General features: G+C 39.9%; 19 protein-coding genes. 3 read left to right on the forward strand and 16 right to left on the reverse strand.

Annotated features, from left to right (window positions below; all coding sequences use genetic code 11):
- Window positions 1-21: 21 nt before the first annotated feature.
- From AC3G7N_RS02550 to motA, 3 genes are all read right to left on the reverse strand, one after another.
- Window positions 22-975, reverse strand: coding sequence for a dipeptidase (locus AC3G7N_RS02550; RefSeq protein ID WP_489420566.1), 954 nt, complete (start codon window positions 973-975; stop codon window positions 22-24).
- 200 nt (window positions 976-1,175) lie between these two features.
- Window positions 1,176-1,931, reverse strand: coding sequence for a flagellar motor protein MotB (gene motB / locus AC3G7N_RS02555; protein WP_489420567.1), 756 nt, complete (start codon window positions 1,929-1,931; stop codon window positions 1,176-1,178).
- Complete coding sequence (gene motA, locus AC3G7N_RS02560) at window positions 1,909-2,709, reverse strand: flagellar motor stator protein MotA (RefSeq protein WP_489420568.1); 801 nt, start codon at window positions 2,707-2,709, stop codon at window positions 1,909-1,911. The genes motB and motA overlap by 23 nt, the downstream gene beginning before the upstream one ends.
- Before the next feature lie 471 nt (window positions 2,710-3,180).
- Here motA and AC3G7N_RS02565 point away from each other — a divergent pair, with 471 nt between their 5' ends.
- A complete protein-coding gene (locus AC3G7N_RS02565) occupies window positions 3,181-4,347 on the forward strand; it encodes an acyl-CoA dehydrogenase family protein (protein ID WP_489420569.1) in 1,167 nt (388 codons plus the stop codon).
- A 75-nt stretch (window positions 4,348-4,422) separates the two neighbouring features.
- Here the strand turns inward: AC3G7N_RS02565 and hpaB are convergent, their stop codons facing one another.
- From hpaB to AC3G7N_RS02610, 9 genes are all read right to left on the reverse strand, one after another.
- A complete protein-coding gene (gene hpaB / locus AC3G7N_RS02570) occupies window positions 4,423-5,856 on the reverse strand; it encodes a 4-hydroxyphenylacetate 3-monooxygenase, oxygenase component (RefSeq protein WP_489420570.1) in 1,434 nt (477 codons plus the stop codon).
- 487 nt (window positions 5,857-6,343) lie between these two features.
- Window positions 6,344-7,054, reverse strand: coding sequence for a gamma-glutamyl-gamma-aminobutyrate hydrolase family protein (locus tag AC3G7N_RS02575; protein ID WP_489420571.1), 711 nt, complete (start codon window positions 7,052-7,054; stop codon window positions 6,344-6,346).
- 101 nt (window positions 7,055-7,155) lie between these two features.
- Window positions 7,156-8,832: a peptide ABC transporter substrate-binding protein gene (locus AC3G7N_RS02580; protein ID WP_489420572.1), complete on the reverse strand. Its 1,677-nt coding sequence runs from the start codon at window positions 8,830-8,832 to the stop codon at window positions 7,156-7,158.
- Between the two features lie 107 nt (window positions 8,833-8,939).
- Window positions 8,940-9,755, reverse strand: a complete 816-nt coding sequence (locus AC3G7N_RS02585; RefSeq protein WP_489420573.1) for a serine hydrolase — start codon at window positions 9,753-9,755, stop codon at window positions 8,940-8,942.
- Window positions 9,756-9,824: 69 nt separating this feature from the next.
- The gene (locus tag AC3G7N_RS02590) at window positions 9,825-10,895 is read right to left on the reverse strand and encodes a tartrate dehydrogenase (protein WP_489420574.1); all 1,071 of its coding nucleotides are present in this window, start codon (window positions 10,893-10,895) and stop codon (window positions 9,825-9,827) included.
- Between the two features lie 95 nt (window positions 10,896-10,990).
- Window positions 10,991-12,406, reverse strand: coding sequence for an APC family permease (locus AC3G7N_RS02595; RefSeq protein ID WP_489420575.1), 1,416 nt, complete (start codon window positions 12,404-12,406; stop codon window positions 10,991-10,993).
- Window positions 12,407-12,493: 87 nt separating this feature from the next.
- On the reverse strand, window positions 12,494-13,825 hold the full coding sequence (locus AC3G7N_RS02600) for an aminotransferase family protein (RefSeq protein ID WP_489420576.1): 1,332 nt from the start codon (window positions 13,823-13,825) through the stop codon (window positions 12,494-12,496).
- 232 nt (window positions 13,826-14,057) lie between these two features.
- Entirely contained in the window at window positions 14,058-14,588 is a 531-nt protein-coding gene (locus tag AC3G7N_RS02605) for a sigma-70 family RNA polymerase sigma factor (protein WP_489420577.1), read from the reverse strand.
- Window positions 14,589-14,786: 198 nt separating this feature from the next.
- On the reverse strand, window positions 14,787-15,056 hold the full coding sequence (locus tag AC3G7N_RS02610; RefSeq protein WP_489420578.1) for a hypothetical protein: 270 nt from the start codon (window positions 15,054-15,056) through the stop codon (window positions 14,787-14,789).
- Between the two features lie 290 nt (window positions 15,057-15,346).
- Here AC3G7N_RS02610 and AC3G7N_RS02615 point away from each other — a divergent pair, with 290 nt between their 5' ends.
- On the forward strand, window positions 15,347-15,802 hold the full coding sequence (locus AC3G7N_RS02615) for an SRPBCC family protein (RefSeq protein ID WP_489420579.1): 456 nt from the start codon (window positions 15,347-15,349) through the stop codon (window positions 15,800-15,802).
- A gap of 385 nt (window positions 15,803-16,187) precedes the next feature.
- Complete coding sequence (locus AC3G7N_RS02620) at window positions 16,188-17,675, forward strand: APC family permease (RefSeq protein WP_489420580.1); 1,488 nt, start codon at window positions 16,188-16,190, stop codon at window positions 17,673-17,675.
- Window positions 17,676-18,338: 663 nt separating this feature from the next.
- Here the strand turns inward: AC3G7N_RS02620 and xsc are convergent.
- From xsc to ald, 4 genes are all read right to left on the reverse strand, one after another.
- Window positions 18,339-20,114: a sulfoacetaldehyde acetyltransferase gene (xsc, locus tag AC3G7N_RS02625; RefSeq protein ID WP_489420581.1), complete on the reverse strand. Its 1,776-nt coding sequence runs from the start codon at window positions 20,112-20,114 to the stop codon at window positions 18,339-18,341.
- 159 nt (window positions 20,115-20,273) lie between these two features.
- Window positions 20,274-21,188, reverse strand: a complete 915-nt coding sequence (locus tag AC3G7N_RS02630) for a selenium metabolism-associated LysR family transcriptional regulator (RefSeq protein ID WP_489420582.1) — start codon at window positions 21,186-21,188, stop codon at window positions 20,274-20,276.
- Window positions 21,189-21,232: 44 nt separating this feature from the next.
- A complete protein-coding gene (locus AC3G7N_RS02635) occupies window positions 21,233-22,588 on the reverse strand; it encodes an aminotransferase (protein WP_489420595.1) in 1,356 nt (451 codons plus the stop codon).
- 49 nt (window positions 22,589-22,637) lie between these two features.
- Window positions 22,638-23,771 carry an alanine dehydrogenase gene (gene ald / locus AC3G7N_RS02640; protein ID WP_489420583.1) on the reverse strand — a complete coding sequence of 378 codons (1,134 nt, stop codon included), beginning with the start codon at window positions 23,769-23,771 and terminating at the stop codon, window positions 22,638-22,640.
- Between the last annotated feature and the right edge of the window lie 97 nt (window positions 23,772-23,868).

The following is a 23,868-nucleotide window of genomic DNA, read 5'->3' on the forward strand; positions in this document are numbered from 1 at the left end:
TATTCGGGGGTTTTTGTTAATTTACAGTCCAGGTCGATTATCCAAGAAATTTCGATAAGCAAATCCTTTAACCTGATCCTCAGAGTAGTGTTTAAGTAGCTCATTAATTAGATTTTGGTAGTTTGCAGCATCTTCCAAGCCCGTAACGAATGATGTGATCCCGTCAAAATCAGAACCAAAACCAACATGCTTCACTCCACCAAGTGAACATAAATGATCGATATGTTTTAGTAAATCAGGTATCGTCGCAGTATCTTTTTCAAAATTAATAAACGGTGGATTAAAAACAACATGAATCGTACCATTTTTTGCAAACATTGCTTTGACTTGGTCATCATCAAGATTTCGAACATGGTCACAAACTGCTCGAGCGTTTGAATGGCTGGCAATTGGGTATTTTGCTAACTCCATGATATCCCAAAATCCCTTAACCGTTAAATGGGAAACATCGGTATATACATAATTTTCATTATTGAGTTTCACTACTTCTTTCCCGAGAAGTGTTAACCCTCCGCCACGCGGCTCTTCTGCTCCATCGGCACAAAGGTTTGCGTTATTCCAAGTTAAACCTACTGACAAAACGCCCAGACGATATAAATGACGTAGCTTACTCAAATCATTACCAAAAGCATCTGCACCTTCTAATGTTAGAACAGCACCAATTTCATTTTCTTGTAATGCGTCAAGATCTTTCCACGACTTAATGTGTTTCATATCCGGATTATTTTCAAGAACCTCTGTGTAAAATAAATCAATTTGTTCTAAGGCATGCTGCCACTTTTCGTTAGCTGGGACATCCGGGTGAATAAATATGGCAAAAAACTGTGCCATTGATTGTCCGGCCCTTAAATTGGTTAGGTTATTATTCAAGTGTTTCGAAGCCAAATAATCAAGTGTACCGACTTTAATAAATTTACCTCGTTTAGCAAGTTGCATTTTCAGTAACGCATCACAATGTGTATCAATAATTTTCATTTAATAGCCCCTTCTTGTTAGCTTATTAATCTATATGCTAGAGTGACACAGATAAAAAATCAATAATTAGAATTAGGTAAAGCAGTATTGAATAGTTCCGTTACCATATTCGATGCCAGAAAAAAAGGTACCCAGTAGCGCTAACTACTCAAGTACCTACGATTTTTATTTACAGAAAAATTGTTCTAGTCAGATGTATCTTATTCATAATTTGGCAGTATCAGTACTTCTACACGCCTATTTCTGGCCTTATTAACTTCACTGGTATTAGGCACGATTGGATGGTATTCCCCAAAACCCTTTGCACTAAACTTTTCAGGATCAAGTTCTGCATTTTCAAGCAATAAACGCATAAAGTGAACAGCTCGTATAGCACTTAGCTCCCAATTAGAATCAAACTCATCATTATGCATTGGACGATTATCCGTGTACCCACTAACTACAATATTTCTCGGTGGATCAGTAACTAAGAAGTTAGAGACCTCTGTTGCAATTTTAGTTCCCGCTTCTTTAACTTCAGCACTTCCAGAATCAAAAAATACATCATTCAAAATGGTGATCAGTAAGCCTTCGTCACCCAGTTGCGTTTCTAACACATCTGATAAGTTATTAGAAATAATATATGCTTTAATTTTTTTTTCAAGATCTTTTAATTCATTTATTTCTTTTTCCTTATCGCTTACTGCCATTTCTTTTTCTTCCTCTTTTTCTGTTTCTGTCTCAATCGGAACTTCATTTTGATTATTTACGGGACTATCGTTGTACTCAAGCACACCATTCCCACCTGAAAATTCACCGCTAAAAACACGCGCAAGCTCCTCGAATTTTTGTGCATCGATACTGCTCATGGCAAATAAAACGATAAATAATGCAAGTAGCAGGGTTAAAAGGTCTGCATATGGGATTAACCATGACTCATCTATATGCGTCTCTTTACGCTGTTTCTTTTTGCGCATTGGTTTCCTCCTGTTTAATTTTCATTAATTCTTTTGGTGAGAGATAGGAACCTAATTTATCTTTAATGATTTGTGGAGATTCGCCATTTGCTATCGATAATATCCCTTCCACCACTACATATTTAATCTTCGCTTCATTCTTGGACTTTTCTCGTAATTTATTTGCAAACGGATGCCACAATACATAACCTGTAAAAATGCCCAGTAGTGTTGCAACAAAGGCTGCGGAAATTGCGTGACCTAACGCATCTGTATCCTGCATATTCCCTAGTGCTGCAATCAAGCCAATTACGGCACCAAGCACACCTAAAGTAGGGGCATATGTACCTGCTTGTGTGAAAATCGATGCGCCTTCCTGGTGCCTTTCCTCCATCGCATCAATCTTTTCCAACATAACATCCCGAATGAAGTCAGGAGATTGACCATCTACCACTAATTGCATTCCAGAGCATAGAAACGTATCATCTGTCTCCTCTAGTTTACCTTCTAGTGACAAAACACCCTCCCTGCGGCTAAGCTCTGCCCATTCCGTAAACATGTCAATGACTTCTTCTATGCTTTTGTTTTTACCTTGTTTAAAAATAATTTTAAAAAGTGTTGGCACTTTTTTGAGTGTACGCATTGGAAATGCAATAAAAACGGATGCGGCAGTCCCTCCAAATATAATCAAAAGTGCTGCTGGATTTATTAATGCAACTGGGCTGACCCCTTTTAAAGTCATCCCAACTCCAATAGCAATGGTTGCTAATATCACGCCAATGATCGATGCCTTGTCCACTATCTAACCCCCGATTTCAACTACATTCATATAAACTATATCGGTATTAAATATAAAAAATTAACAACTAAAGGGAAATTAAAGGAAAAAGAACCCCTAACTTTAGCGAGGCCACTGAAAAAGTTAAATATAGTACAAAATATATGGATTTGCCATCGCAACTTCGAATATACTACGCTTTCCGCGGGCGAGTGTCGAGCCTCTTCGGACTGCCGTCCTGCGGGGTCTCACCGATCCCTTGCTTCCCGCAGGAGTCTCCGTATATTCGAGATGCTAAGTTAAGGTGACCAGTTGATTTTTTAAAATCCACCACTTTTTCAGTAGCCTGAACTTTTGCAGCATCTGACTTTAACCGAATTAGCCCAAATTTCCGAAACAGTGTTTATTCCTTTACACTTGAATTAGGTTAATGAAATAATATAACCTATAAATCCGACTAATATTGTAGGAATAAAACTAGGAGGTTTACTAATGAAGTTGACTGACCTTAATACAACTAAAGAGCGAATAGAAGCATTAGAGAAGAAAATAAAACCTTTTACAGATAGAGCCCAAACATACGATGAAGATGGTTCATTTCCATTTGAAAACTTTGACGACTTAAAAAATATTGGTTATCCAGCATTAACCGTTCCAAAAGAATATGGCGGTTTAGGTATTTCACTATATGAAATGCTCCGTCTTCAAGAAACCCTAGCAAAAGCAGACGGTTCCACAGCACTTTCTATAGGCTGGCATATGGGGATCACTAAATATCTGGGTGAACATCATATTTGGGTTGAGGAAAAGTATCAGGCGTTTGCGAAGGATGTTATGGAGACTGGAGCCCTTTTAAATAACGCTGCAACAGAACCAGCTACCGGGAGTCCTACTAGAGGTGGGAAGCCTGAAACAGTTGCTAAAAAAGTTGGCGATGAATGGGTGATTAATGGGAGAAAAACCTTCACAACACTTGCCCCAATTTTAGATTACTTTGTTGTTAGCGCCTCTATTGATGGGTCCGACAAAGTGGCAAACTTTTTAATCAAACGAAATAGAGAAGGCATCGAAATAGATGAGACATGGGACTCTATAGCGATGCGTGGGACTGGTAGTCATGACCTTGTATTGAAAGAAGTCCATGTAAATGAAGACGACCTTGTGCAATACTTGACACCTGGCAATAAACCAGCTACTGGTTGGCTGTTGCATATACCAGCATGCTATCTTGGAATAGCTCGCGCAGCACAGGAATACGCGATAGAATTTGCTACAAGCTATTCGCCAAACAGTATTGAGGGGACTATTTCTGACCTGCCTAATGTTAAGCAAAAAATTGGTGAAATGGAATTAAAAGTCATGCAATCACAGCATTTCCTTTATTCCGTAGCAAAGAAATGGGATGAAAGCAGCGATGAAATCCGTCAGGCGATGAAGCCAGAACTTGGAGCGGTTAAACTTTCAGTCGTAAATCAAGCTGTAGAAACAGTGGATTTAGCCATGCGTATTGCTGGCGCCCGCAGTTTATCCAAACAAAACCCGTTGCAACGCTATTATCGAGACGTCCGTGCTGGATTACACAACCCGCCAATGGACGATATGACCATCGTGCAACTAGCCACAACTTCCATCGCAAGGCAAAAAAATACGGATAGGTAACACAAATATGTGTCCTATCCTTTTTTTGTCAACATATCGACTGTGACCAGGAATCGCCCGATAATGCACCACACGTTATTGCAAAAAATCCTCTACGCGCTTCACATACTTACTCTTATCATAGGAAAAATACAGTTGACTCGCTAGCTTAACAGGATCGCCAAAGAAATACCGTTCATATAATGTTTCGCGCGTACCAAATGAGCTCATTGTTAAATCCCAAGCTAATCGAAAAATCCGTACGCGATCCTCTGCATTACGAGACTTCGACTGTAAATATTGATCCAAATCCGCACGCACACCAGATTTAAATGTATCTTCAGTAGGAATCGACATTAACCCACTTGCCCCCAATAATTGTATGATCTCAGTAAACCGTGGATAGACACGTGGAAATGTATTAATCGCAATTTGCAGCGTGGTTCGGTCTGGTCGCATAAATCCCCAATTATCTATGCGCGCATCAACTTCTGACTTTACCACCAAAGCCTTCATCGTTTCCAACGCTACAATGATTTCAGATACTTTCTCCTGAACATGCTGATATTCACTGATGTTAATCGTGTCGATAATAGATTGTACAACTCCTAATACGAATTCCGTTTTGATAATCTGTCTGGAAACAGCTTGATGCAATGTAAAAGGCTGAAACGAACTTGCTCCCATAAATGAATTCGAAACTTCCATGTTGTCATAGTAAAATACACGATCCCATGGTACTAATACATTGTCGAATACAACAATCGTATCCATTTCCTCAAACCGGGAGCTTAATGGGTAATTAAAGGCAGAGACGCCTCCCACAAATGATTCCCTGCAAACGAACCGAAGTCCTTCACTATTACTAGGTATAGAAAAGGCAAATCCATTCGCTTTATCAACAACTCCTCCAGCTGAAAAGACTAATATTTCGTCCGTTATTCCGCCTTGCGTCGCCAGAAGTCGGGCACCTTTAACCACGATTCCCTTCTCAGTCCTTTGAACAACCTTTGCCGCAATTGGTTCTTCAGAGTCTTCAAAATAAAATTGCGTTCTATTTACTTGTGGATCAATAAAAGTATGTGTCATGGATAAGTCTTTTTCGCGTGCGTATTCATAGAACTTTGTTATGTTCTCAGGAAAGCAATTTTCTTTTCCCTCTAACAACTTCGCTGAAGAAGCAAACGCCATTAAAACAGTGTTCATATAGTCAGGACTTCTCCCCATCATTCCATTGTTTAACTTAGCCCATTGCTGAACCATCGCTCGTCTTTTAACTAGATCCTCCTGAGTCTTTGGCTGTAAATACGAAATCCCTATTTTTTTCCCTGTCAACGGTGACAGATATGTCATAACATCCTTCATCATTTCATCATGTTGCAAGTCATATAAAGCTGCTTGACTTTTCATTACACCCTTAAATGCAGGATGTTCAGAAATATCCCCGGTTACCTGTTTCCCATCAACCCATACATTATTTTTCAACTTATCAATTCGATTAATATAGTCATTTCCAGTTATAGCTGGCATACATACACCCCTCAAAAAAAATGGCCAAAAAAAAATTCATTCATATATCAATTTAGTTATATCTTATTTATAAAGCTTCTCTATCGTTCCAAATTTCTGGGTATTGTAGTTCCAATCAAACAAACAATTAATTATACTAGATTATTTTACCTGCTAAGGATCGTATTTCGCTGTTCATAAACCGTATAACACATATAAATTTGTATCTTCGTGAAAGACTTATTGTCGCTCTAAGTCGATATTTCCCGGGAAATGACAAACAAGATGCATAAAGAAAAGCTCAGGGCGCCTTGAAAGACACGACAAGCATAAGTAGAGCGGTGCAGTGTGAGTGCTTTGCTCGCGCGGAAACGAACTGCTTATGTCTCGAGTGTCTAGGCGCCGGAGCTAGACAGATAATCGCCAAGATTTTATACTTTATTTGCTCTAAAAAAAGGCCGCCAGCGCTAATTCGCTGGTGGCTCATCTCTCACACGTGACTATCTACTTATAATCGGCACGCCTCCATAAATCCTCGAAAAATCTTCATTGAAGTCTCATCACCAAAAGCTGCCATCCTTTCGGGGTGCCATTGCAGTCCAAGCGCAAATCCATGTGCGTCACTTTCAATCGCTTCGATAATCCCGTCATTCGCTTTCCCACTAACAACAAAAGGGGCAATCACCTTTCGATTTGCCTGATGATGCATTGTGTTCACCTTTAACGTATCTACACCAGTTAGACGATGCAAAAGACTTCCTTCCAATACAGTTACATAATGAGATCCATGTCCTTTTGGTGCCTTCTGCTGGTGCTGTAATAAATCACGATCAATCTGCGAATAAATATCCTGGTACATATCGCCACCAACAGCAATATTTAAGATCTGACAGCCACGACATATTGCTAATATCGGTTTCCCCATTTCAAGCATTTTTTTCATCAATAAAATCTCAAATATGTCCCTTGAAGGTATAATAATTCCGAGATTTGGGTGCGGCTCCTCTCCAAATAATGTTGGATCAATGTCACCACCACCTGTCGCATATAGGCCATCGATTGAATTTGCAATCTGTGTAATAGTTGCTTCATCAACCAGATTAGGTAACATGATTGGTACCCCGCCAGCCTGAACAATCCCATTGACATTTTCCGATGCAACCATATATTCTTCTTCGTTTATATCCATTGAAGAAGTAACTCCTATCATCGCTTTCATTTGCCTGCCTCCTAAATTTCTCGAAAAACAAAGCCGTTAGTTCTTATGCAGAAGAACTCCACATGACAACTAACGGCTATTATATTCCTATAAAAAAGGAATTATTCTGCTACTGAAGCCCACTTGTATTCATAAAGTGCGCCAAATGTATTATTTACAACGCCTTGCATCTTAGGAGAAATCAATTGTGCTCGAGCACTTTGATAAACCGGTGCAATTGCAGCATCTTCAAATAGAATTTTTTCTGCTTCTAAAAACGCCTCATAACGTTCAACAGGTTTAAGCGCTAGTTCTCCTGCCGTTTTTGCAAGTAATTCATCATATTCAGGATTAGAATATCCCATTTTGTTGTTACCACCATCTGTTATAAATAGATTCAAGAATGTATACGGATCCAAGTAATCAGGGAACCAGGATGCAAATTGAATCTGATAGTCCATTTCATCATCCAGCGCCAACCGTTGTTCAAATGGTACTTGTTTCAACGTGATTTCTAAACCAGCAAGATTCTCCTCTAGCTGACTTTCAATGAATACACCCATGTCTTTTGATGTTTCGCTGTCACTGGATAAAAATTCAATTTCTATTGTATCTTGACCCAGTTCTTCTAGACCTTTTTGCCAAAGTTCTTTAGCTGCCTCCGCATCAAAAGTCGATAGTTCTCCACTAGCTTCGCGGAAGTCTTCACCAGATTCAGGCAGCGATACGAAATTTTTAGGAACGAATCCTTTTGCGACAATGGATCCATCATTCAAAATTTCATCAACTAAAGCCTGCTTATTAAATGCCTGGCTAATTGCTTTACGAATATTTTCATTTGCAAGTGCATCCGATGTGGTTTGATTCATTTTAAGATAATAGACGCCCGTTCCAAGTGTAACCTCATAATCCTCATTCGTAGAGTATACATCTACTAGTTCTGAAGCTAAATCAGTACGGTCGAGTTCTTCTTTTTCATATAAATCCACCCCGACTTGCAGATCTTTCACAACATCATACGTCATTTTTTCTAATGTAACTGTTTCCGCGTCCCAGTAATCTTCATTTTTTTCAAAAGTCCAGGACTGAGAAGTACTTTCCCAATCTGTTAATTTAAAAGGTCCATTCGATAATAAAGCATCAGAATTTGTTGCGTAATCAGCGCCTTGTTCTTCAACAAACTTTTGATTTAATGGGTAATATGTACCGAAAGTTGTTAGTGACTCAAAGTATGGAATTGGTTTTTCTAAAGTAACAACCAAAGTATAATCACCTTCTGCTTTAACACCCAAGGAGTCAACCGGCTCTTCGCCTGCACTTATTGCAGTTGCATTCTTAAGTACGCCACCCATCATATATGGTCCATATTCAGAACCAGTTGCAGGGTCTACCGCACGCTGCCACGCGTACACAAAGTCATGTGCAGTTACAGGTTCACCATTTGACCAAACCGCATCTTCACGCAAGGTAAACGTCCAGGTAAGTGCATCTTCACTAACCGTATGTTCTGTTGCAATTCCCTCAACAATTTCCGCATCCTCGCCTAGACGATATAAACCTTCTGTTGTACTACTCAAGGCTTGGAATGCTAATAAATCCGTTGCCAATGAAGAATCCATTGTTGGGATAACGTCTGATGCAGCTAAATTAAATACTTGCTCTACATCGCTAGATTCTTCTGCCGCCTCGTTCGAGTCATCGTCGCCTGCACTAGTACTCTCATCATTGGAGCACCCAGCTATAAATAGACTAAGAAGCAAACCTAGCACCAAAAGTAATGAAAATTTTGATAATTTCATCTGTAATAATCCCCCTTGTTAATAACTAACCTACCATAATGCTTACATTAAACTTATTGTTTTAATTATATTATTTTTCAGTCAATTATACAAGCAGGACTTTTATCCTATTTGCGATTACCATTCTTCAAATAGTAGTAAACTTCCCCTCCAATATCCGCCATAACTTTGGGGGTTGTTAGGTCCTCTACCCCTTTCGATAGAACCGAAACTACCATGGACCGTTTCCCAACATAAAAAATACCAATATCATGACAAACCCGAGAAATAGACCCCGTCTTATGCGCTAACTGCCATTCATTTGGAGAACCTATGATCTCTGAATCTTGTTCTGGAAGTTTAGCAGGCAAACAGTTTTGTAATTGTTGTTTTTTCATTATATCTATCATTTGTTCACAGGCATGCATCGACACAACTTTTCCCATTACCATTTGCTTTAGCATCGAGGTCATATCCGATGCTGTAATTTGGTTACGACCTTCAAGATTGGCTGGTACAACCATCACCTTATTGTAAAACTCACTTTTATTTAAGTTCAAATCTTTCATTGTCTGTTGAATTTTTTCTGTGCCAACTAGATCAATGGCCATATTGGTGGCAGTATTATCACTTTGAATGATCATTAACGTTAATAGGTCATAAATTGATAGATGAGTTCCAGGCGTCATGTATTGCAGCACACCAGATCCGCCTACTAAATCTTCCTTTCTTAATTCCACTGTATCACTCAATGAAAATGCCCTTTGATCGAATGCAGAAAATGCTGCGATTAAAATAGGTACTTTAATAACACTGGCAGCATAAAAGATTTCATCTCCATTACTTGTCCAAGTTTCCTGTGTGTCAAGATCTTCAAGTGCAATCCCCCACGTCCCACCTGCCTGATCTATGATAGATTCTATATTTTTAATTAATTGTTTCATATGTTTATTCCTCCTTAAAAAATACCCTATCTCATTATTCGGCAAAGGTATGTACATTCCTTTATTTTTTTACTGGTTCAACCTCTCCATTACCTCATCAACTACTTCTTTAGTAGAAGACGTTCCACCCAAATCGCGTGTTTTAATCCCCGCACCTATTGTCTCTTCTATTGTATTTAATAACAGTGATCCTAGTTCATCATAACCCATATGATCCAGCATCATTTTTGCCGTCCATAATTGACCAATTGGATTGGCTACCCCTTTTCCTGCGATGTCCGGGGCTGATCCATGAACAGGTTCAAACATAGAAGGGAACTTACCTTCTATATTAATGTTTGCGGCTGGTGCTATGCCAATGCTACCCATTATCGCCGCTCCGATATCCGTTAATATATCTCCGAAAAGATTGCTGCCAACGATAACGTCAAAGCTCGCCGGTTTTGTCACCAAGAAGGAAGATAGTGCATCGATATGGTTTGTATCTGTATTTACTTCGGTAAATTCTTGTCCAACATCATGGAAGACCCTGTCCCAAAAAGGCATACTATAAACAATTCCATTTGATTTGGTTGCACTTGTAATCTTTTTATTTCGAGACTCCGCTAGTTTAAAAGCATAGCGGACAGTCCGCTCGATAGCTTTCCTCGTAAAAACAGCATTTTGAATAGCAATTTCATCCGCGCCCTGATGAATAGTTCCCCCTACTTCGCTATATTCTCCCTCACTGTTTTCCCTAACAACGATAAAGTCAAAGTCTTTCGGATTTGCAAGTGGAGACTCGACCCCTTTTATAAATTTAGCTGGGCGAAGATTAATAACCTGCTCACATTCCCGGCGAATTTTTATCAATAACCCCCATAACGATATGTGGTCAGGAACTAATTCAGGATTACCGACAGCACCTAAGATAATCTGTTCGAATCCTTTAAGATCATCCATTCCATGTTCAGGCATCATCAATCCATTCTCCAGATAATAGTCACAACCCCATGGGAATTCGGTAAACTTAAATTTGATACCACCATGAATTTCAGCTAGTTTCTCTAAAACTCTTATTGATTCAGGGACAACCTCCTTTCCAACACCGTCACCTGGAATCACTGCAATATTATGTATAACCACTTGATAACCTCCCATTCTTTATTATTACTATGATAATTGCTTCGTTAAAAAAGCTCAACTTTGGCACTGTCATAATGACACGAAAACCAAAAGTTGAGCTCTTTCCTAACTTATTTGTTCTTAATAACGCGATTAGTTTCACTTTCCATATGATTATCCGAATTCTTTGTTCCATATTTAGCCATCGATACTTTATACAAAACCGTACCTAACACAACCCATACTAAAACAATAATCCATTCATATGGCCAAATAAGTGCTGAAGGCATCCCTGGCATGTAAAGCAACGTTATTCCGCCAGCCATGACAACCGCAATCCATCCAATTGTTGTACCACCCCGTAGACGAAACGGACGATCCATATTTGGACGTTTTTTACGTAAAATAATGAAAGATATAGCTACCATTAACCATGCAACAACTAATCCAAGACCACCAGCATCAACTAACCAGACAAGCGCAGGACGACCGAATAATGGTGCGATAGTCGATAATACACCGATCAATAAGATTGCTTTATGTGGCGTATTATACTTTGGATGGAGCTCTCCCAACGATTTAGGTAACATACCAGCCCTGGCAAGTGCATAAATTGCTCGACTTCCACCTACATAAAAGCCAATCCAACTTGTCAATATGCCCCCAATACCACCTAGGACAAGAATGTTACCCATCATACGGCTATCTCCAAAGGCTTTCGCCATAGCGTCAGCTGTTACTAAACTTGATTCACTGATCTCAGCGGGACTTAATACTCTTGATACACCAAAGATAACTGCAATATACCAGAATACTGCGAGTACCACTGAGATAATTAAAAATTGACCTATTTTTTTCCGAGGTAAATTGATTTCTTCTGCAGCCTGAGGTATGACGTCAAACCCGACAAACATAAAGGGCGTCATAATCACCACCGTTAATATTCCAGCTATCCCTGTTTCAAACAATGGCTGCATATTTTGGACATTTCCTGCAGCTGTACTTCCTGTGATTAATAGTAACCCCGCTATAATAAGCAGCAGTGTCAGAATAAACGTTATGGCAGTAGTGAGCTTAATCCCACGATAATTGATCCAGGCTATAAGAACAGATCCTAATATACCAACACCTGCCCAAGTAATCGTGACGTCCCAACCTGCAATTGTGTATAAATGGCCCATGCTATACCCCGGAATTAAATACTCAAATACCGTTGGAAGGGCAACTGCCTCAAAAGCTACTACAGAAACATAACCAAGGATGATTGCCCAAGTCGTGATAAATGAGGCGAGCCTTCCCATTGCCAAATAACTATACGCATGTTCCCCACCAGCAAGTGGTATAGCTGAAGCTAATTCTGCATAAGTGAGACCGACAAATATAACCAACATACCACCAATTGCAAAAGCAAATATGGCACCAAGAGAACCCGCTTCCGTTATCCAAAGTCCAGTTGTTACTACCCATCCCCAACCAATCATTGCTCCAAACGCTAGAGCAAGAACATCCTTTCTCCCCAGAATTTTCATTAATCTCTGTTCGCTCATTAATTCTCCCCCTCATAAGAAAAGCGTAGGAGACTGGTTAGGAGCCGCAGCTAGACAGATAAACTTCCAAAAAGTCTCCCCCTTACCCTACAGTTGCTTTTGAACAAACGATATTGCGTCATGAAGTTTTTCAACTATGGTATTAACCTGTGTCTGGCTAATGATTAAAGGTGGTGCAAAACAAATAATATCTGTGCCGCCATATGAAACAGACCGACAAATTACGCCTCTTTCATGTAATGCATCAATCACTCTTAGTGCCACCCGCAGATCTGGCGAGAAACGCTTGTTTGCTCCGGGATCCTGAACGAGTTCTACTGCTCCCAGGAGACCAATAGTTCTTATATCTCCGACAATCGATAGATCCTCTTTCATCTCCCTGAAACCGTTTAACAGTTCCTCCCCCATTATCCTGGCGTTTTCTACCAACCCCTCCTCTTCAATCAGTTCAATATTTTTCAACGCCACAGCAGCAGCAGTTGGATGGCCACTATACGTAAATCCATGGAACAAAGTACCCACCGATTTTTCCTTCAAAACCTCATGTATCTTATCTGACACAACTACTCCACCAAGAGGAAAATAACCACTCGTAACCCCTTTAGCAAAAGTCATCATATCCGGAAGAACTCCCCAATTTTCAAGTCCAAACATTTTTCCCGTTCTGCCAAATCCAGTAATCACCTCGTCAGCAATAAATAGAATTCCGTATTCATCGCAGAGTTTACGGACTTCTTCAAAATAGTCCCCTGGGGGAATTAATACACCACCAGATCCTTGCACTGGTTCCACCAAAAATGCTGCAATCGTCTCTGAACCTTCTTCTTCAACCAATTTCCGAATCGAATTGACTGCCTCGGTAGTGCTTACTTCGTATGGTGTATCAGCATGGAGAAAGTCAATCTCTCTATGCCCTGCCATCTCCCAAAATTCAGGAATCCCCGTTGCACTTGTCGAGGCAATGGCAACTCCATGATAGCCACGTTTAAGGGAAATGATTTTCCTGCGTTCAGATTGACCTTGTATTTTCCAATAGTGACGCACCAATTTTATTGCCGTATCATTCGATTCCGAACCACCTGAAGTAAAAAAAACAGCATTGAGATCTCCAGGCGCAATATCAGCAATTTTTTCAGCCAAAACGATAGCAGGTTCATGACTAAACGTTGCAAACGCGGAACTATACGCCATTTTCTTCATCTGTTGAAAAGCTACTTTCGCAATTTCTTTTCTGCCATGTCCAATATTCACATTCCAAAGAGACGACATGGCGTCAATGTAGGTGTTTCCTTCAACATCTTTTAAATAAATACCATTTCCCTCTTCAAAAATTGCCTTTGCTCCATATTCTTGTTGCTGTTGTATAGAAGAAGTAGGATGGATAAAATGCTTTTTGTCTAACTCAATCAAATTTTTCAAATTAATTCCTCCCCATCGTACGTTTCATTAGTTAAATGATCTTGGCTTTCTTAAAAACGACCATGTCTGCGTCTCTCTAATTATATGTATGAGGGGGTTGGACGATTTATTATTATAAAGTTTACTCATGTAGAGGCTGTAGACTTAGCTACTAGCCCAATTTATTCCAAAAAAAATAGTACGTACCCATAAAGTAGGTCGTACCATTTTTATCGTGTGTTCTAAAAAAGTATTACGAAGGCACCTGAAGCCCTCTTCGCTCAACAACGGCAACCTGCAGCTTCCTTCTTACACAACGCCCCCAATCCTGCACGACATTAATGGAAACCTTCTCCCGTTCAGCAATTTCCTTTACCGACATTTCCTCAATAATATAGTACTGCATCCACTTCGATTGGTTTTCAGTTAACTGAGGTTTAAGTTTTTCCCATAAACCAGTATCACCCAAAGGGCTCTCTGCAACCCGCATAATTGGATAGGATGCTTCGCTTTTCATATAGAGGTCACTATCTTCAAGCCGTGTTTCCTGTTCCTGCTCTCCTTGTTGTTTTCTCAGCAGGTCAATCATCCGATCACGGATCATGTAGGTGAAGTACGTTGCAAGTAAACCTTTATCTGGCCGGCAGGTTTCATACACATTCCACATTGCAACAAAACCTTCCATATGAAATTCTTGTTCCTTCAGGTTTAATTTATAGATCTGATTACGAATTCGAAACCGATTCTGTTTGCACGTTTTTTCAAAATTTTTATTTTTGCTCATCATTATCCTCCTGTATGTAAGCAACACTTTCTACTTAAATGTTCAAGCAATCCTGCTTTATTAGTAATTTACATTATTATAGAACATACGTTCCGATAAGTAAAGTGAATGGAGGGAAATTCAGGAAAAGGTAAAAGGGTGCAGACTTCCACGAAAAAAATAACCACCCGTTATCCCGGATGGTTAGTAAAGATACGATTATTCTTTTGGCATGTAGCCGTTACTTTCCTGAACGATCTTGTTGGCTTCTTCATAATCCTCATCCGCAACTTCAGCATTCAGAATCTGTGGGTCATGCGTAACTTTCTCATTATCAGTAAACATATTTTTCATAATTTCCACTAACCCATTTCTTGAAGAATCTGTTATTCGCTCAACAAACACCTTATCAACTTTAAGTGTTTCAAGCTTAGCCTTTGCACTTTCCGCGTTATTTTCTGTCGTATAGTACGCCTCAATCTTTTGCATGCTTTCCTCACCCTTTCTTCCAATCAATCCTATTTATACTATTACCCAATTGACGATTTTAAAAACAATCAATTTACATTAAAACGCACGAGCTAATCTGCAAAATTACGAAAAAGTGGTCTAAATGAAACGGTGTAAACATACGATAAACAGTTACAAAATGATTATTATGTAGATTTCAATTACGTATCCCTCTTTCTTCTATACATTTATTATTTCTCACATTGGTGTTTGATAATAATTGAAATCGGTAACACTGTATGAAAAAGCTAGTCAAGGAGGATATCGTAATGCCAAACGGGATTTATCAACTAGAATTGGATATTCCAATTAAAAATGTCTGGTCTTTCGTTAGTGATATGAACAACTGGGCTCCCTTGGTTCCAGGCTATATGGATCATAAAATTGTAAGTGACAGACAATCCACATGGAAGTTCAAAGGAGAAGTCGGGATTATACAAAAAACAGTTAGTCTCAAAATAGACATTACGGAATGGCAGGAACCAACAAAAGTAACCTTTGACTTAACTGGATTGAATGAAAACTTCAAAGGGGATGGCTATTTCGAAGCTGAAGCAATTAATGGGAGAAAAACCAAAATAACAGGCTACATTGCAATCTCTGCAAAAGGTATGATGGGACCAATGGTAAACTCTTTTCTTAAATCTTTCGTTCCAAAAACCACAAGGGACTTAACTGAAGCGGTTGCCGCAAAAATAATTGAACTCGAATCTGTCACTACATAAAGTGAAACTTCATATTGAACCAATCGGGCTTGACGGGCAGTTATCCCCACTTAAAATTCCCGGTCTAACCTCAATTTTTGACGTGGGGGTTTTACTGCCCGTCAAACTGCGATAAAGTCTGCAAAACACGGATTATCTTACATCAGATAATCCGTGTTTTTTGGTTTAAAAAGAGGATTGTCTTAAGATGCCAACTAATCAATTTGGAGTCCCCATAAAGCTTATAAAATTTCCCCATAAATACTATCACTCATTTAAATGATTGAAATTTCTGAAACAATTGATTTGTCAACCTACAAATGGTTTACTTTATGTAGGTTGACGTTAAAATCGCTTTTAATAGCGCTTTCAAAAAAATCAGAGAGGAAATGGGGATTATGAGAATATGGAACAGCGTGAACAATTAGGAAAGTCGTTGAAACCACATTGGGTTTGGGCAATTGCTTTTGGTTCAGCAGTAGGTTGGGGGGCATTTGTTTTACCCGTTGATTGGATGTCAATGGCTGGACCGCTTGGAGTTATTATCGGATTTTTGATTGGGGCAGCATTGATGATAATCATTGGTGTAAGCTATGGTTTTCTTGTTGAGAAGCTTCCTGTATCTGGGGGAGAATTTGCTTATGCTTACTATGGGTTAGGCAGATACCACGCCTTCCTATGTGGCTGGTTTTTAACCTTAGGCTATATGTCAATCGTAGCCTTAAATGCATCTGCACTTGCACTTTTAGGTAAATTTGTATTACCATCCGTTATAAAACAAGGTTTTATGTACAACATCGCTGGATGGGAAGTTTATGCCGGTGAAGTTATCATTGCAGGTGTGGCACTGGTTGTTTTCGCATTTTTGAATATACGTGGAGCAGGTTTATCCGGTTTTACGCAGTTTGTCTTTTGTTTATTTTTAATTGCGGGGGTAATTTTACTAACAATTGCAATGATACTCCATCCTTCTAGCTCATTTTCAAACTTGCAGCCTGCCTTCAAACCGGGGATAGGATCGATATCAGCTATTTTGGCCATAGTCGCGATAGCACCGTGGGCGTATGTCGGCTTTGACAATATTCCACAAGCGGCAGAGGAATTTGACTTTTCTCCTAAAAAGTCATTTAAAATAATTGTTCTCGCACTCCTTTGTGCTGGATTTACGTATTCCATGACCATTATTGCTACAGGAGTCGGACAATCATGGATGGGTGCAGTGGCAACTGGATCAGTTTGGGGAACAGGAATGATCGTTGAAAATGCTTATGGAGCATTTGGGATCATTTTGTTATCTTTTGCATTAATGATGGGAGTATTTACTGGATTAAATGGATTTTATATGTCTACGAGCCGCTTATTATTTGCAATGGGAAGAGCCAAGGCAATTCCAAGCGCTTTTGGAAAACTGCATACCAAGCATAAAACACCGCACATAGGCATTCTATTCACGATGGCAGTAACAGTTTCAGCTCCCTTTTTTGGCCGTGAAGCATTATTATGGGTCGTAGATATGTCTGCACTTGGCGTTACAATCGCTTACTTTTATGCATGTTATGTTGCATATAAGCTCTTTAGATGGTCCGACCATACAGTTAAAGGTGACACTGAGGTATCGATTGTCTCACCTGGAAGAAAGTTTTGCTCCTTACTAGGGGTAATTAGCAGTGTAGCCTTCTTCCTATTACTTGTCGTACCAGGTTCTCCTGGATTTCTAGGAAAACCATCCTGGATTGCTTTATTCGTTTGGATCGGTATTGGTGCTATTTTCTTCCTTACTCGACATAAAACCTTTCGGGCCATACCTAAAGCCGAGTTGGATTACTTAGTTTTAGGAGATTATGTAGATAAAGAAACTGCGTCGGACCCTGCTGCACACACTGCAAGTAAATAAGATAAGAAAAGCGCATGCGCCTTGAAAGACACGACAAGCATAAGCAGAGCGGTGCAGTGTGGGTGCTTTGCCCGCGCGTAAGCGAACTGCTTATGTCTCGAGTGTCTAGGCGCTGGAGCTAGACAGTTAAGAAAAGCGCAAGCGCCCGTTAATTGCCGTATGCCCTGGAAGGCTCCGTATAAGATAAAGGAAACACGAAGAGCATAAGCGATTCGATGTTGACCTTATCGTAAGGAGGCGCCTGAAGGGCACTAGGCAATGGGCGCTGGAGCTAGACAGATTTTCGCCAAAATTTTATACTTTCTTTGCTCTTAAAATATCCACTGGGCCGCGGAAAGTGAGCAGTTTCCTGTTCCCTTCTCTATTCTTAGCAATGGATCCGTTACTCTCTTTGGCTTTATTCAGCAAATTTTAGGTTTTTTATTAATAAGACAAGTAAATTTAAAACCCAGGGATTTTAATAGTATCCATGCGTTTTTGTGTGCTACTTATATTGTTATTTATCCTTCTATATTCAGTTGTGATTTCCAACCTTTTTTACATTTTATCCACAGTATCGGAACTATTTAAGCGCATCTATAGCTCTTCTCTTTGACTCCAAATAAAATCTCCGTACCAGTTAAAAACTGGTACGGAGATTTTATGGTTATTTCGATTATTTCTCTACTTGCCCCAAACCCCATGATCCAAGTGTTTGTATTTATCTAAGAAACGTGTAGGCATTTGTAATGCGTCTCTACGAAATGGTGGAGCGAGTTGTGTACCATCCACATAAATGTTGAGAACAGCCGGCTGTCTTTTCTCCAAAACTTCTTTTACAACTGGAGCAATATCTTCTGGTTTGTCAATTGTATATCCTAGTGCACCCATCGATTTAGCTACTTCAGCGAAATCAGGAGCTTCGATATCGGAACCAATAAAACGGTTGTCGTAATAATCTACTTGATTCTTCTTCTCCGCTGCCCATGATTTATTATTAAATACACAAGCAATAACAGGAATGTTTTGTTCAACAGCCGTACTTACTTCATGCAGGCTCATGCCCCATGCACCATCACCAATGATTGCTACAACCGGTGAATTCGGTTCTGCAAGCTGTGCGCCAAGTGCTGCTGGATAAGCAAATCCAGTATTCCCAAAGGTTAATGCTGCGATATGACGCCTTGTTTGATTGAACTTCAAGTATGCGTTTGCAGTTGACGAAACGTTTCCAATATCGGATGAAATAATCGTGTTTTCTGGTAATGTTTTCGTTAGTTCAAGTAATGCGCGTCGTGGGTTAATTGGACTTCCATCTTCCATAGCTAGATCGACCAATTCCTGTTCCCAGTCCTCCTTTACTTTACTCAATTCTTCGAGACGATTTGACTGTCGTTTTGGTGAAGGCAATGCCGCTTTTAATTGTTTATATATTTCATCACTCGCTGCTTTTGCATCTCCAATCAATCCTACTTCAACCGGGTGTGTTCTCCCAATTTGACGCGGATTTATGTCCACTTGAATGATTTTGGCGTTTTTCGGAAAGTAATCGATATCATAGCATGGTAACGTTCCGAAAACAGATAATCGTGTACCAATAGCTAATACCACATCTGCCTTTTTCAAAGTGTGCATCGCTGCTTTCGACCCCATGTATCCAATTGGGCCAACTGCAAGCGGATGATCAGCAGGAAAAGCATCATTATGCATATAAGATACGGCAACAGGTGCTGTTAAATGCTCAGCTATTTTGCCAACAGTATCAACGCCATCTGCATCGACAGCTCCACGACCCGAGATGATAACAGGGTATTCTGCGTCTTTTAATAGTTCCACACCTTTCTCAATCGATGCTGGATCGCCGCTTCCTCTTGCATCCACACGATACTGATTTGGCTTTAGAATTTGGTCCTCAAGCTCTCCATAAAATAGATCACGTGGTATATCGTATAATACTGGTCCACGCTCAGCATAGGCAATACGGAAGGCAGTTCGTAAGCAGTCCGCTACTCGGCTTTTATGTGTTACTCGTACTGTTTCTTTTGTAATATCTTCAAAAATAGATACTTGGTTCGCCTCCTGAAATCCATCCCATCCAATGGTAGGAGTCCCTGCTGATGGTGATATAACAACCATCGGCGTATGTGCCTGATTCGCTGCCGCGACAGATGTTACCATATTCGTAATCCCGGGCCCGTTTTGCCCAATGATAACGCCTGCCACACCAGAAACGCGTGTATATGCGTCTGCCATATGTCCCGCACTTTGTTCATGGCGAACTGGCAAAAACCGAATTCCGGCTGTTGGGAATAAATCGAGCATATCCATAAAGGCAGAGCCGACAATACCATAGACTTCCTTTATATTTTCCGCGACTAGAGTTTCCACAATTGCTTCACTTGGAGTCATTTTCACCTTTTGAGATATTGCTTCTTTTACTTCAACTTGTTGCTTTGCCATTTAAAATTCCTCCTATAATAAAAATTTTATATGAATCTATTAAGAAAACTCCAGGGCGCCTTGAAAGACACGACAAGCATAAGCAGAGCGGTGCAGTGTGATGTCTCGAGTGTCTAGGCGCTAGAGCTAGACAGATAAACGCCAAAAACTGCTTTCCTATTAAGAAACTTCTATTTCTTGTGTACATGTCATTTTTCTTAACTCATCAATAAATAACTCTGTTGTTGATTTTAAAATCTGTTCCTTTCGAAAGGCAATATAGAAATAACGGTAAAAAGATAGCCCCTTGACCTGATAAGCTGTCAATAATTGCAGCTGTTCCTCTTTTATAATCGCATTTTTAGAAATAATAGAAACTCCTAAACCAGATTCAACTGTAGCTTTAATCGCCTCCGTGCTGCCAAGTTCCATTACTACGTTCAACTCATCAATTGACATACCCGCCTGGTTCAAATACTCTTCTACAACGGCCCGGGTGCCGGAACCTTTTTCCCGCATAATAAGAGGTGTATGCTTTAACTGATCCATAGATACTTTTATTTCCTTAGTAGAAAAGTAATTTGGTGCGGCAATTAAAATTAACTCATCCGCAAGAAAGGGTTCGACTATGATTTGCGGATCGTCTATTGGTGTTTCGATTAATCCAACATCGATTAACTGATCTTTAAGATTGGCAACGATTTTATTTGAGTTGGAAATATCCACATTCATTCGAATCAACGGATACAAATCCTTGAATCTCTTTAAATACAAAGGGAGAATGTATTCCCCAATTGTAAGACTGCACCCCATACTTAAATCGCCATGCATGATGTCCTCGATTTTCAGTATTTCTTTCTGTGCGGAATCACTTAATCGAATAATTTCCCTAGCGTATTTATATAAAATGGCCGCCGAATCAGTCATCTCTACTTTCTTAGTCGTTCGCTCAAATAATTTGGTATTCAATTCTTCTTCTAATGCTTTAATCTGAGAGGTAATCGTAGGTTGGGTAACAAATAATATTTTTGCAGCATCTGAAAAACTCTTTTTTTCAGCGACTGCAATAAACGTTTTTAACCTTTCATAATTCATGCCTATCCCCCCTAAAACTTCCTCCAAATTAACCGCATTGAACCCTATAGACTTCGTATCACTGAATCTACCGTTTCCACAAGAAAATCCAAATCTTCTTCCGTACTAGTTAATGGTGGTGCAACAATAATGACGTTGTTCTGACCCGGCACAGTATCACCGTTTTTACCGATGATCAGCCCTTTTTCCTTACATGCCCCGATTATTTCAGCCATCTTTACGTCGTCAAGTGGCACTTTGAATTGTTTAGTTGTTACCATTTCCAGTCCCAGTAGGAATCCGATTTGTCGAACCTCACCAACATTTTCATGATCGATTAACTGGTGAAGTTTACCTAATTTTGATTTCCCGAGCTCTCGTACCCTATCAACAATATTTTCTCTTTCGATAATCTCAATATTTTTAAGGGCTACCGCACATGCTGCAGGATGACCCCCATATGTGGATACATGGCGGAAATGATTATCTTTACCAGCTTCTTTAAAAGCTTCGTAAATTTCAGATTTAACTGCTGTGGCACCGAGTGGTAAATAGCCACTAGTCAATCCTTTAGCCATTGTTACAATGTCAGGCTGAACCCCATCTGCATGCTTAAAGCCAAACATTTCTCCTGTTCGTCCATAACCAGAAACAACCTCATCCATAATCAGCAGTACATTATATTTTTTGCATATTTCTTCCACACGCTGAATGTATTTTGGCGAAGGAATAATCACCCCGCCACCTGATATAAACGGCTCCATAATAAATGCAGCAACTGTTTCCTCGCCTTCCCAAATAATCATTTCTTCAAGTAATTGAGCAGCCTTTAAATCGGATTCCTCGGGTTCACCGCCAAAAATAGATCGATAGCTGTATGGTGGATATACATGCAAAAATCCTGGAACACCTGGATCATATTTCACTCGTCGATTCGCTTGGGCAGTTGCGCTTAATGCACCAAGTGTTGAACCATGATAAGCACGATAACGGGAAATGAACTTGAATTTCCCCGGATTTCCAGTTTGGTTATGATACTGTCGCACAATTTTAAAAGCTGTTTCATTAGCTTCAGAACCACTGTTTGAAAAAAAAGTCTGATAGTTTGCTCCTAGAAGTTCACTAATTTTACCTGCTAGTTTAATTGCTGGCTCATGACTCATCGTTAAAGGAGAATAAGAAAGTTTTTTCATTTGTTCTGCTGCTGCATCCACGATTTCCTGCTGACCATGTCCCAGATTCAAACACCACAAGCCTGATACACCATCAAGAAACCGATTGCCAGTTTCGTCAGTGAACCATGATCCATGTCCTGAGGATGCTACGACTTGTTCTGCATCCGGATTAAACCGGTGCATTGCATTCCATAAATGGGATGTTGTTTTTTCCACTACATTTCCCATATCTGCCTCCGTCTTCATCATTTTGGCCTCCATTCCATTTCGTAAAATGATTGTAAAACTGTAAAGCCTAATAAGCAGAAACTGGATTACTTAATACGGATGCTAAAGGTTTGAAAGACATGTTGTGTGCATTAGCAATTTTTTCGTGCGTTATAGTTCCAGCATGAGTATTCACGCCTTTTGCCAACGTATCATTTAATTCAACTGCCTTTTGTAGTCCCTCATTCGCAAGAAAAACGCCATACTGACTAGTGTTGTTTGTTAGTGATAATGTAGATGTTCGAGCTACTGTACCAGGCATATTTGCAACGGCATAATGAAGTACACCATGTTTCATATAAACAGGGTCATCGTGTGTGGTAATCCTGTTGATTGTTTCAATAGATCCCCCTTGGTCTACTGCAACATCAATGATGACCGAACCTGGCATCATTCCTTTCACCATATCTTCAGTAACCAGTTGCGGTGCTTTAGCACCAGGTATCAAAACAGCGCCAATTAATAAATCAGCCTGTTTAACCGCTTCTTGAATGTTCAATGGATTAGACATTACTGTTGTAACAGCTCCGCCAAACAAATCATCCAATTCACGTAAGCGCTTTGCATTATTATCAATAATTGTCACATTTGCTCTGAGTCCCAGTCCGATTTTAGCCGCGTTCGTTCCGACAACACCGCCACCTATAATGACAACATTTCCAGGCTGAACCCCCGGTACGCCCCCTAATAAAATCCCTTTACCACCTTTTGCATTTTCCAAAAATTGAGCACCAATTTGCACAGCCATGCGCCCAGCAACTTCACTCATTGGAGCAAGAATCGGCAATGATCCATCAGTATTCTGAATCGTTTCATAGGCAATAGCGGTAACTTTTTTCTCCACGAGTGCAACCGTTAGCCCAGGCTCTGCAGCCAGGTGCAAATACGTAAACAAAATTAACCCCTCACGAAAAAAGGTATACTCTTCTGGCTGTGGCTCTTTCACCTTCACCACCATCTCAGCCGACCAGACTTCCTTAGCGGTTGAAACGATTTCAGCTCCCGAAAGTTGATAATCCTCATTAAGGAAACCGCTTTCATTTCCTGCTAAACTCTCTACCAAGACCTTATGCCCAGCATTTACAAAAGCTGTAACACCTGATGGAGTAAGCGCTACCCGTCGTTCATTGTTTTTTATCTCCCGAGGAACCCCAATTATCATCAACACCACTCCCTTAATGAAATATATACCACAACTGCATAAGAAAAGCGTAAGCGCCTTGAAAGACACGACAAGCATAAGCAGAGCGGTGCAGTGT

The organism is Virgibacillus carmonensis, from assembly GCF_057836705.1.